We start from the raw sequence: 11,561 nt of genomic DNA on the forward strand, positions 1-11,561 counted from the left end.
TCTAGGGCTTCGTGAAAAAGCTTTTGAAACCTGGAAAGAAGGTGAAAAACATGGTGATCCGGCCTCTATGATATCTATGGGGCTTATTGAAGTGGGTGAAGAGATGGATAAAGCTCCTAAAAGCCCTGATGTTAAAAAGAAAAAGAAAGAATAATGAAGAGATTAATGTTTTTTTCTGCTTTGGCCTTTACCTCTTTGATTAATGCACAAAAGCTAAAAAAAGAAGATGTTATAGGATTCTGGAAATTAAAAGAATCCGGATTTTATGAAGGAAAAAAGAAAGTTGTTAAAGAGTTTGATAACTGCAGGCTAATGAGAAATTATGCGATCAGGGAAGATGGTTTTGCGGTGTATAACTATATGGAAGGGGAAGTAGGAAACTGTATTCCCTCAGAACCAAGACTCTCTTTCTGGAAGGTTGTAGATAACAGGATTCAGTTTTATGCAGATGAGAAGAATATTCTGGAAGAGGTGGTAGTAACTGTGAATAAAGACAAAACAATGACTTTCGCAAGTTATATCCCTGTACCGTTTAAAGATAAAGATCCGGAAATGGAAAAAGTATTAAACACCATTCACTATGATGTTCTTGAAAAACAGTAATACTAAACTTTTATCCTTATGAATTACGTGACTGTTACCTATCTTCTGAATGTATTGGTATATGTCATGTATTTCTTTGGAAAAGGTGGAAGTGAAACAGATGTTACCCTTACAGATTATATTGTTTCTGCAGTTATGTCGCTTCTTTTAATCTTGGCTGGATACCTTAATGCAAAGCAAGACAAGACGTACAGATCTGCTCTTTGGATATTTTTTATCAATGCTTTGTTCTTTGTAATGTCTGGAGTGTTTGATCAGTTTGGGAATAATTTTAATATTCTTTCAACTAGTGGTGGTGACAGTTTTATTTTTACTCTGGCTTTAATCATCTATAACGGTTATTTATTCCCTTTAATTGTAACGTTGGATAGAAGTGGTTTTGCACTTGTATTACCAGTGTTGTTATCCTTTATTCTTCCATCTTTAGGGTATTGGATAGGGAAAGTAATCTTCTCGAAAAATTCAGTCTAACCTGAAGTAAATGAATTAAAATTCTGAACAAAGAAGTCCCTGTCATTCCGACGAAGGAGGAATCTCTGTTATGAGTGAGATTCTTCCTATTAAGGTTCTTGTACCGGATTATTTGTTTCTCTAAACTTCTGTTTTCCAACTAATAATTCAAAGAAAAGTCTAAAATCCGAAATTAATGACCACAATGGATATTTAAAAGTAGCAGGCTTGTTTCTTTCAATAACGGCATGACTAAACCAGGCAAATCCGTATCCCACAATTGGAATATACCAAAGAAATCTCTCTTTTCCTGAACTGATAACATACCCTATCACAACAAATACGAGCAATGTACCAATGAAGTGGAAAATCCGGGTTCCTGTTTTGCTGTGTTCGGTAAGATAAAACTGATAAAACTCCCTGTATGTTTTAATTCTTTCAGACATAGTAAATTAGTTTGTTGTTTCTTTCAGATTTACAGCAATAATGCTGCCGATTTTATTATAAAGATAAAAAAGAAAAGGCAAAATGGAATCATTAACCATTTTGCCTTTTTTTATATTTTATAGATTGCTTTTAAGCTTTATTCAGTTTACTGTTCTTGTAACCATATCCAAAATAGATCACTAAACCTATAATAAACCACATTCCAAACCAGAACCAGTTCTCATGGCTCATCCCGGTAAGAAGGTACAAGCAGGAGCTTAAGCCTACTAATGGGATTAGAGAAAGATTCTTGATAAAAGCAACTATACATAAGATGAGGTTGATAAGAATAAAGAAGAAAATAGAAGCTCTGAATTCCCCTTCTTTAGGATCTCCCCAATTCATAAGCGTCTGGAAAAATTCCGGCTGCCAGTAGTAGAAAGCAATTAGCCCACCAATAAAAACAACAGGGAAAATGATTTTACCGTTGATATAAGGAAGGTGAAACCTGCCTTTGATCTTTTCCTTAGCAGGCAGAACTAAAACCCCTGCACATACCAATACAAAAGCGAAGATGGTTCCGATACTGGTAAAGTCAAGGATAAAGGTTTTATCCGTAAATAAGATAGGAACTCCTACTACAATCCCTGTAACAATAGTTGCAAAAGATGGAGTTTTATATTTTGGATGAATTTTAAGGAATTTCTGAGGCATCAGTCCGTCACGGCTCATCGCATACCAGATTCTTGGCTGTCCCATCTGGAATACCAATAATACGGTAGTAATAGCAACAATAGCGACAAAAGAAACTACCAGTTCCATCCATGCTACATTGGCATTTGTTTTTTCAAAGATGAATGAAAGGGGATCACCCACGCCATCAAATTTTCTGTAATCTACCATTCCGGTTAGTACCAGGGTAAGGGCAATATAGATCACTGTACATAACACAAGAGAGATAATCATCCCTTTTGGTAACGTCTTTTGAGGATCTTTTGTTTCTTCAGAAAGTACACTTAGGGCATCAAAGCCAATATAGGCAAAGAAAACCCCTGAAACGGCACTCATAACCCCTGTAAACCCGTTAGGCATAAAGGATGGTGATCCTGTCACAGGGCTTATTGGCGTCCAGTTATCGGTATTGATATAAGCGAAACCAACTAAGATAACCAACAGGATTACTCCTAACTTTAGGAGAACTAATGAGTTATTGAAGTTTTTACTTTCTTTTACTCCTACATAGCAAAGCCATGTAATTAATCCGTTAATAACCAAAGCAGGAATATCTACTATAAATTTCAGATTTCCAATCAGTGGAGCAGTATTCCATGCATTAATCAATTCTTTATTTTCTGAACCGTTTAGTACCGCTTTGCTGGCTTCCGTATAACTGCATGTCAGATAATCAGGAATATGCATTCCCAAGCGTCCTAAAAAGCTGGTGAAATAATCAGACCACGAAAAGGCAACATAAATATTTCCGAAAGAATATTCCATAATCAGTGCCCAGCCGATGATCCAGGCAATTAATTCCCCGAAACTGGCATAAGCATACGTATATGCAGATCCTGCTGTAGGAATCCTGCTGGCAAATTCAGCGTAGCATAAAGCCGTAAAACCGCACGCAAAGCCACAAATCAAATAGAGCAGGATAACACCCGGGCCACCTCTGAAAACGGCTTCTCCCAAACTGCTGAAACTCCCTGCTCCTATAATTGCCGCAATACCAAAAAATACGATGTCCCATACACCTAAAACTCTTAAAAGTCCTGTTGAAGTATCTGTATCCGAATAGATTTTCCTTCTAAAAAGTTGACTCATTCAATAAACTATATTTGATTTGAAAAAAACAAATGTAATGATTTTTTATTTTGATGTTAACAGTCGTTAAGAACATTTAGGTAAAAATGCTTAACGAAAAGCCTTTAGTCTTTATAAACAGGTATTTCCACATAGCTGTCATTATACCATTTTACCTCTAAAGGTTCTCCTGCATCTTTTATCGTTTCATCGCTTACATCTTTACCCGTTCCGTAATTGATCTGCCAGTTAGGACTTTTACTGATACCTACCAATAAAAGTAATTTGCTTCCTTTTTCAACCTTTTTACTGGTAAACATCGATTGCCTGATGGGGATTTGCTCCATCTTATTCGGTTGAAGAAGCTGGCGTACCTCATTATTTTTTGCATAGCTGGCCCTTACTGTATGAGTAGATAATAAAAAAGGTTTTCCATCCGGCTGCACCTGATACAGATATATATCGGTATCCATATCTTTTTTATTAATGGATACATTAAGTAATCCAGACAGGTTTCCGCTGATGATGATATCCTTATCAAGTGGTTCGCTCTCAAAATGAATGAGATTATTCACTTTTGCACTGTCTGTTTTGCTCAGCTTATAATAAATATCTTTTTCGTCTCTGTTTTTGAAATCAACCATTTGTTTAGTAAAGTCAATACTTTCAGGCTTACTGAATACTGAGGTACTGTTCTTACGATCTTTGAGATAAAATTTAAGAGTAGAGGTGTGCATTCCGTCAAGAGTAGGAGCGTGCTTCCATGTATTCGTATTCATCACCTGGAAATTAACTTTGTCTTTTAAAATTTCAGGTTTCTTGCCATTTTTAAGAATATAATCGAACCAGGAAAATGCAAGATCATCAATACTGATTCTGGCAATTGGATCTATGGGACGGCCTCCTACATAAGTAAATCCAAAGCTTTGTGCGCCACCATGATTATAGGGTCCCATTAGTAGGTAATGCTCTGCATTTTTATTATATTTAAGATGCTCCTTGTAATAATATAAGGCTCCGATCTGGTCATCATCATAATATCCGGTAGTGGTTAGAATGGGAATGTTAATTTTTGCAAACTCCTCTTTATAAGGAACCATTTTCTGCCAGTATTGATCATAAGCCGGATGATCCAGCCATCTCTGGAAAATTTTACTCGGTTTTCCACTGATAGTATCCAGAACCCTGAAAGCTTTTCCGCTTTTATACCATGCTGTATTGATAGAGTCCCATTTTGCAGCATTACTGAAATCAGCTTCATCAGTATATTTATTATTGGTAACATATTGAATCCATTGCAGCATATAGCTCATGAATACATTATTCTGAGCAGGATAATCTATTCCGATTCCTACAGAAACCTGGGGTACAATGGTTTTTAGGGCGGGATGCGGATTTTTCAGGGCTGCCCATTGGCTGAATCCTACATAGCTTCCGCCAATCATACCTACTTTGCCATTGCTCCAGGGTTGTTTGCTTACCCAGTCTATCACTTCATAAAGATCCTGCGATTCATGCTCAAAAGGATTGTTTTCATCATTGCTGTTTCTCTTACCTCTGGTATTCACTACTGCACCCACATAGTTATAAACAGCAGCCCTCTTTCCGAAAAAATGGTCAATTTCTCCAGCGTAAATATTGCTGGTAAGGATAACAGGAAGGGGAGATTGGTTCTCTTTTTTTCTGATGATGGTAATGGTTAACGTATTTCCATTCTTGGTTTTAAGGTCCTTCGTTTCAGTAATAAATTTTTCTTTATCCTTTAAGGCCAGCAGCTGCATGATTTGAGGATGGATGCCGGAATACGTCTTATAATTCAGATAAGCCTTACATAAAGCCAGGGCAGAAGGATAACTTATACTATCTTTTCCCTTTTGTTTATCCAGCGCTTTTTTGAAAAACTTCCTGAAAGTGTTTACATCACCATAAACAGCAAGGCCAACCCTGGGAAGTAAATGTTCATCAAGACTTTTGTATTTTTTATTAAAGGCTTCCCGGAGGGCTGTGGAAAAAGATATTTTAGAAGTTGCTTCCATTGATTTGGCCATACTGTACACTTCATATCCCAAAGATTTATATCCGGCCATATTATGGTCTGCAAACTGGTTACGATGCTCAGCAAGGGTGGCAATGGATTTTTTATACTCTTTAGCCACCATCTGCAGACGGAAAAGAGCATCCGAAAAATCTACATCGTTTTTAGGTTTGTACTTTACAGTCTGAAGGCTAGAGATTACCTGGGCTGCCAGAGCTGGCATTTGTTTTTCTAAAATAACGGAGTCTGTAACAGCCGTTTTTGGAAAATAAAATTTTTGTGCCTGGAGGAGATTGACAAAAATTAATGCTAAAAGTATCTTAAATTTCATATTGTAGGGTGTTTATGGTATGTTTTTAGCTGCTGTTGAAAAAGTATGAGTTCAGAATATATTTTTCTTAACCGATTACTAAAATTGTTTACATTTTTATCAGACTAAAGTAAGAATTTTTATCATGCGATAGTGAAATGTTTTTTACTGTTGTGAATACGCTGATTACAGTATTAGATCTGTTAAAACTTGCTTAAACAATAAGTTTTTAATATTTTCGTTAACTTATTTAGACTAATTTTCTTATATCAAGAAGAATGAAATCAAAAAAAATACTTTTAGCGGCTGCGGTCATCTATTTCGGAATTTCCGACGCTCAGCAGTCCCAATATTTTACCCAGAAAGAAAATTACAGATTCAATCTAGCTGAAAATCTTTATCAGACTAAAATATACAACGCCTCCCAATATGAATACGCAAGACAATATTTCTACAATCAGAATTTGTCCCGTTCAAAGAAGGAGGCGGCTCAGTTTTTTGATAATGTGATTGGCGTGATTCTTCAGAAAAATCATGCTGAAGAAGGGTTGACTGCTTTTATGAAGGAATATCCTAATTCTGCTTATTTTGCTCAGGCCAATCTTCCTTTAGCGGATTATTATCTGGCAAAAAAAGATTTTGATAAAGCATTGGAAACTTTGAAAAAAGTAAACCAGTATCAGCTTTCAAAAGAGGAGAATACCCAGTATATTTTGAAATTGGGCTATGCCAAGTTTATGACGGGAGACTCTAAAGGAGCCACTGATGCTCTGGAAGAAGCCTATAAAACAGCTGATCAGTCTCAGAAAGGAGATATTGCTTATATGCTGGGTCACCTATACTACAGCAACAGGCAAAATGACAAAGCTTTCCAGTATTTTGATTCTATAAAAGATCAGGATAAATTCTCGAAACTGGTACGTCCGTATTATGTGCAGATGTATTACAATGATAAGAACTATGATAAAGCAATATCTGAAGGGAATGCTTTATTGAACGAAAATATTTCAGAATCCTATAAAGCCGAAGTACACAAGATCATTGGAGAGAGCTACTTTATGAAAGGAGACTATAGTTCAGCTTATCCACACTTAAAAGACTATCTGAATGTACAGCAGAATCCTTCTGAAAATGATCTTTATGAGATGGGATTTGTTGCCGCTCAGCTGAAAAAATATGATGAAGCAGTTTCTTATTATAACCAGCTTGTCAACAGCAATTCAGCATTAGCACAGAATGCTTATTATCAATTAGGAAATGCTTATTTGGCGGTTGATAAAAAGCAGGAAGCCCTTTCTGCATTCCGTTCTTCTTACCAGATGGATTATGATGCGAAAGTGAAAAAGTTAGCACACGAGCAGTATGCTAAGCTTGGGTATGATATAGGAAACCCGTTTGAAAACCCGTCTACTGTTCTTCAAAACTATATCAATGATAATCAGAATGCTTCCAATGCTTCAGAAATGAGATCGCTGTTAGTGAAATCATACCTGTATTCCGGAAACTATAAAGAAACATTGAATGCTATTGACCGATTACAAAGTTCAACCCCTGAAATCAATAAAGTAGATCAGGAGGTTTCCTATTTATTGGGAACAGAAGAATTCAATAAAGGAAATTATGATGAAGCGGAGAAATATTTCTTAAGAAGCTTAGGATTTAATATCAATAAAGAATTTAGCAGCAGGGCTTTATATTGGCTGGCACAGGTATATTACCAGAAAGGAAATTATCCGTCTGCCATTGTTCGTTATGAAAAGCTTCTGAACGAAAGTTTCCCGGAAAAGCAACAGCTGCCTTATGATTTAGGATATGCTTATTTTAAAGCCAAGAAATTCGATCAGGCTGCAACGTACTTCAAGCAGTATTTAGCCAATCCTAAACCTGAATTTAAAAATGATGCAGAACTTCGTCTGGCAGATATTCACTATGCGAATAATGACTTGAATGAAGCCATTGCCATCTATGATAAAAATGCAGACGCTACAGATTATACCCTATATCAGAAAGCAATGGCTTTAGGATTTAAAGGTGATACCCAGGCGAAAATCAACAATCTGAAAAACTTACTATCTAAATATCCGGATTCTGAATATTATGATGATGCTCAATACGAAATAGGTACAGCTTATGCTGCTCAGGATGATTTTGCCAATTCCAATGATTATTTTGGAAAGGTTATCAAAACATCTTCAGACAAAGACTTAATTGCTAATGCTTCTATTTACAGAGCTCAGAATTATATCGATCAGAACCAGAATGACAAGGCCCTTTCTGAACTGAAATCGTTGGGAGAGCAGTATAAAAATACAGCGTATGCCCAGAAGATTGTTCAGGCTGCAAAACCTATCTTCACGAAAAATGGTGATGTTGCAGGCTATGAAAACTTCGCAAGAACTATTGGAGTTAATGTTGATGCTTCTGAAATTGATGAGATCAACCTGTCTACCGGAAAGCAGTATTTTGCGAAGAAAGATTACAAAAATGCCATTTCTTATTATGAGAAGTACCTGACGCAGAATCCTACGGGAGAAGGTCTTTATCAGGCTAAATATGAATTGGGGGAAAGTTATTATCAAACCAACAATTCCACAAAAGCATTGCTTGTTTTACAGGAGGTGGCTGGTGTTCAGAATGATTATCAGGATGATGCCCAAACCCGTTTAGCGCAGATCTTTATTGCACAAGGGAATACAACTGAAGCTAAGAAATATTTGGAAGGCATTAAAAATTCATCCAATATCAGCATTAAGAACTATGCAAATGTTGAGCTGATGAAGCTTTATGCAGATGAGAACAACTTCTCTGAAGCAGAAAAATTAGCCAACGCTGTTATTGCCAACTCTAAAAACTCTGCTGCGGTTATTGAAACGGCAAAAGTAATTAAGGCAAGAAGTCTGATGAATTCAGGAAAAGATAAAGATGCTCAAACGGCTTATACTGCTCTTGAAAAATCATCCAATACTTCGGTAGCAGCAGAAGCGTTGTATGCAAAAGCTTATTATCAGAATAAAGGAAAAGCATTCAAATCTTCCAATGAGACGATCTTTAAGCTTGCCAACAACTATGCCTCTGAAGAATATTGGGGAGCAAAAGCTCTGGTATTGATGGCTAAAAACTATGTTGGGCTGAAAGATAACTACCAGGCAAGTTATACCTGTGACCAGATTATTGCGAACTATAAGAGCTTCCCGGACATTGTAGCAGAAGCGAAAGAAGTTAAAAAGCAGATTAAAAAGTAAAAATGTAGTATCCTGTTCATGTAAAGAGTATGCTTATAATTTACATGGATGCATAAATACAAGAAGTAGTAATGAACAGAAAAATTCAATTATTATCCATCATATTTTTAGGGGTCTCGCAGTTCGCGTTTTCCCAGATCAAGGAGGAGAAACTGGTTCTTAACAAAAAGAGAGAGCCGGAAGTGAAGAAGATCGAGAAAAAGAAAACTTCCGTGGAAACCATTAAAAACTATCCGCCGGAAGAGAAATCCCAGAACCCTGTAAAATATACCATTACAGATGTTCCTGCGGTTTCTGACTTTAAAACTTCTACGATCCAGGGAGAAGATGTGGCACCGAAATTTGACGGAACAGCTCAGAATAACTATGTCCAGTTCGGAATGGGAAATTATGGAAAGATTCTGTTGGATGGAAATATCTCCAAAACCCTTGAAAATAAGTTTGAAGTAGGAGCCGATGTGCATTTGCTTTCCACAAGCGGTCTTAAAAACGATTACGATTGGAAATCCAAACAGACTTCCGCAACGATAGGAGCTTTCCTTAACTCTTACGGAGATAAAGGGAAATTCAATATCAATGCTGAATATGGATTGAATAATTATAACTATTACGGAATCTATGCGCTGACACCCAATGCTGATGTTGATCTGAAGCAGAAAGTGAATCAGTTCAAAGTAAATGGTTACTATGATTTCTATTCTAATGAGATCCTGAATGATGTAAGAGTAAAATCATCATTCCTGAAAGATCATTTCGATGCTCAGGAAAACCAGGTTTCCATTTTGGCTAACTTCTCTAAGCATGCTGTTGAACTTGGAAAATCAGGAATCAACCTGAATGCTGATTTGGGAGTAGGTTTAGAAGCCGTGAAAACCGATTTTGAAATGGTAGATAAAAACTCTTCCAATTTCTTTAATACGAATTTAACTCCGAAAGTAACCTTCAGAAAAGGGGAGTCTTATTTGATGTTAGGATCAGGATTTTCTTTCCTGAATGCTAAGAATTCAAACAGACTGATGGATCAGGTGAAGAACAACAAGACGTATTGGTTCCCACAAGCTGAGTTCCAGGTAGCGGCTGTCAAAGAATTTAAATTCTATGGTGGGGTAGACGGAGGTCTTAAGCTTAATACATATGCCGATCTTCTTCAGGAGAATCCTTACGCGCTTTCTGACCAGTATTTAAAGCCTACAGAAACGAAATATCATTTTTACGTAGGATTAAGAGGAGATATTGATGAAACGCTAAAATATGACTTCTCTGCAGGTTTCGGAAAGATGAAAGACATTATGTTCTTTAAAGCAAATCCTCTTTTTGATAATAATTATACCCTGAACCGTGCTGCTTACGATTATGCCAATACATTCTCTGCCATCTACGATGATGGAAATGTAAGTGATATCAAAGGAAGCGTACAGTATTTCCCATTAGCAAATTTAATAATTGACGGGGAAGTGAGGTTTACAAAATATAATTTGAAAAACTACGACAATATCTACAACGTTCCTTTAGTAAATGCAAGTATTGGTGCTAAATATACGATGTTAGACAAAAGGTTATTGCTAGGTTTCAAAGGGATCTTTGCAAGTGACAGAACAACGAACTCTTTTTCAATTGAGGGAATTGCAGATGCTTCAGCTCCTAACGGAATGATTTACCGTTCATTAGAAAATACGAACGATAAAGTTGGCGGTTATGCTGATTTAAATCTTTCTGCAGAGTATAAAATTCACAAAAATTTCAGTATTTTCGCACTCGGAAATAACCTTCTAAGCTCAAAATACCAGACATACAAGGCTTATAAAGTCTTAGGTCCTCAGATTCTGGGAGGTGTGAAGGTTACCTTCTAAAAATAAGTAATAAGCAATGAGTAATTAGTAATCATTGAATTATACATTATTTATTGCTTATTATTCATCAATAGGGCTGCATAGTTTAATGGATAGAACTTTGGATTTCGGCTCCAACGGTGGGGGTTCGAATCCCTCTGCGGTCACAAAAGCTCCTTTTTAGGGGCTTTTTTTGTATACTCCTTCCAAGATAATTATCAGGAATGGAAATTTGAGGGGTAGATTATGTAAAAGTGTTTTTAAGGCAAGCGCATTAAGATTCAAGATTTATATGGCAAATCATATAATATAAAAACGGCTATTGAGATAATAGCCGAAAAATGTAAAAGAATTATTTTCTTAATAATGATTATTTTTCCATATGTTTCTTTAAAAAAGCCAAGCTTCCTTCAGCAAGTTCCTGTGCATTATAAGGCGATTTCTGCCATAATGAAACCTTTTCCTGCATTCCTGGAATTGAGGAACTGAAATTTTCAAGAACCAGGTTTCCCTCAAAATTAATTTTCTTCAGGGCTGAGAAAAATTCTTCCCAATTGACAGTTCCTTCTCCCAGCATACCCCTGTGGGATTCTGTAACATGAATATGCTTCAGCAGTTTTCCGGAATTGATAATGGGGTCATAAAAATTATTTTCCTCAATATTCATATGAAAGGTATCAAGATGAAGAAAGAGGTTGCTTTTTCCTGTTTTCTTAATAAGTTCCAGAACATTTTCTGCTGTATTACACACATAGGATTCGTATCGGTTAATAGGTTCTATGGCGATATCTATATTCCTGGCTTGTGCATAATCTGCCACATTGCACCATACTTTAGCAATGATTTCTTTTTCGTTTTCAGTAAGT

Annotated in this window: 8 protein-coding genes and 1 tRNA gene; 5 read left to right on the forward strand and 4 right to left on the reverse strand. The window is 36.4% G+C overall.

The annotated features are described in order from the left end of the window. Positions 1–153: 153 nt before the first annotated feature. Positions 154–603: a lipocalin-like domain-containing protein gene (locus tag BBH99_RS02500; protein WP_066691501.1), complete on the forward strand. Its 450-nt coding sequence runs from the start codon at positions 154–156 to the stop codon at positions 601–603. Between the two features lie 18 nt (positions 604–621). Further along, positions 622–1,074 (forward strand): hypothetical protein, encoded by a 453-nt coding sequence (locus BBH99_RS02505; protein ID WP_066691503.1) that lies wholly within the window; start codon positions 622–624, stop codon positions 1,072–1,074. An 89-nt stretch (positions 1,075–1,163) separates the two neighbouring features. Here the strand turns inward: BBH99_RS02505 and BBH99_RS02510 are convergent, their stop codons facing one another. The 3 genes from BBH99_RS02510 to BBH99_RS02520 all read right to left on the reverse strand — a co-directional run bounded on the left by BBH99_RS02510 (position 1,164) and on the right by BBH99_RS02520 (position 5,645). Then, positions 1,164–1,499, reverse strand: a complete 336-nt coding sequence (locus tag BBH99_RS02510) for a DUF962 domain-containing protein (RefSeq protein WP_066691505.1) — start codon at positions 1,497–1,499, stop codon at positions 1,164–1,166. Between the two features lie 130 nt (positions 1,500–1,629). After that, positions 1,630–3,300, reverse strand: coding sequence for an APC family permease (locus tag BBH99_RS02515; protein ID WP_066691508.1), 1,671 nt, complete (start codon positions 3,298–3,300; stop codon positions 1,630–1,632). A 104-nt stretch (positions 3,301–3,404) separates the two neighbouring features. Beyond that, positions 3,405–5,645 (reverse strand): CocE/NonD family hydrolase, encoded by a 2,241-nt coding sequence (locus BBH99_RS02520; RefSeq protein WP_066691510.1) that lies wholly within the window; start codon positions 5,643–5,645, stop codon positions 3,405–3,407. A 257-nt stretch (positions 5,646–5,902) separates the two neighbouring features. On the opposite strand from BBH99_RS02520, the gene BBH99_RS02525 reads away from it, so the two are divergent. The 3 genes from BBH99_RS02525 (at position 5,903) to BBH99_RS02535 (ending at position 10,862) form a co-directional block, all read left to right on the forward strand. Continuing rightward, entirely contained in the window at positions 5,903–8,866 is a 2,964-nt protein-coding gene (locus BBH99_RS02525; protein ID WP_066691512.1) for a tetratricopeptide repeat protein, read from the forward strand. A 71-nt stretch (positions 8,867–8,937) separates the two neighbouring features. Beyond that, entirely contained in the window at positions 8,938–10,716 is a 1,779-nt protein-coding gene (locus tag BBH99_RS02530) for a TonB-dependent receptor (RefSeq protein WP_066691513.1), read from the forward strand. Positions 10,717–10,790: 74 nt separating this feature from the next. Beyond that, a tRNA-Arg gene (locus BBH99_RS02535) sits at positions 10,791–10,862 on the forward strand. 203 nt (positions 10,863–11,065) lie between these two features. On the opposite strand, the gene BBH99_RS02540 is transcribed toward BBH99_RS02535, so the two are convergent. Further along, positions 11,066–11,561: sugar phosphate isomerase/epimerase family protein (locus BBH99_RS02540; protein ID WP_131799189.1), on the reverse strand; the 496-nt coding region annotated here is incomplete at its 5' end.

It is taken from the genome of Chryseobacterium contaminans, assembly GCF_001684955.1.
GTDB classification, from domain to species: Bacteria; Bacteroidota; Bacteroidia; order Flavobacteriales; family Weeksellaceae; genus Chryseobacterium; species Chryseobacterium contaminans.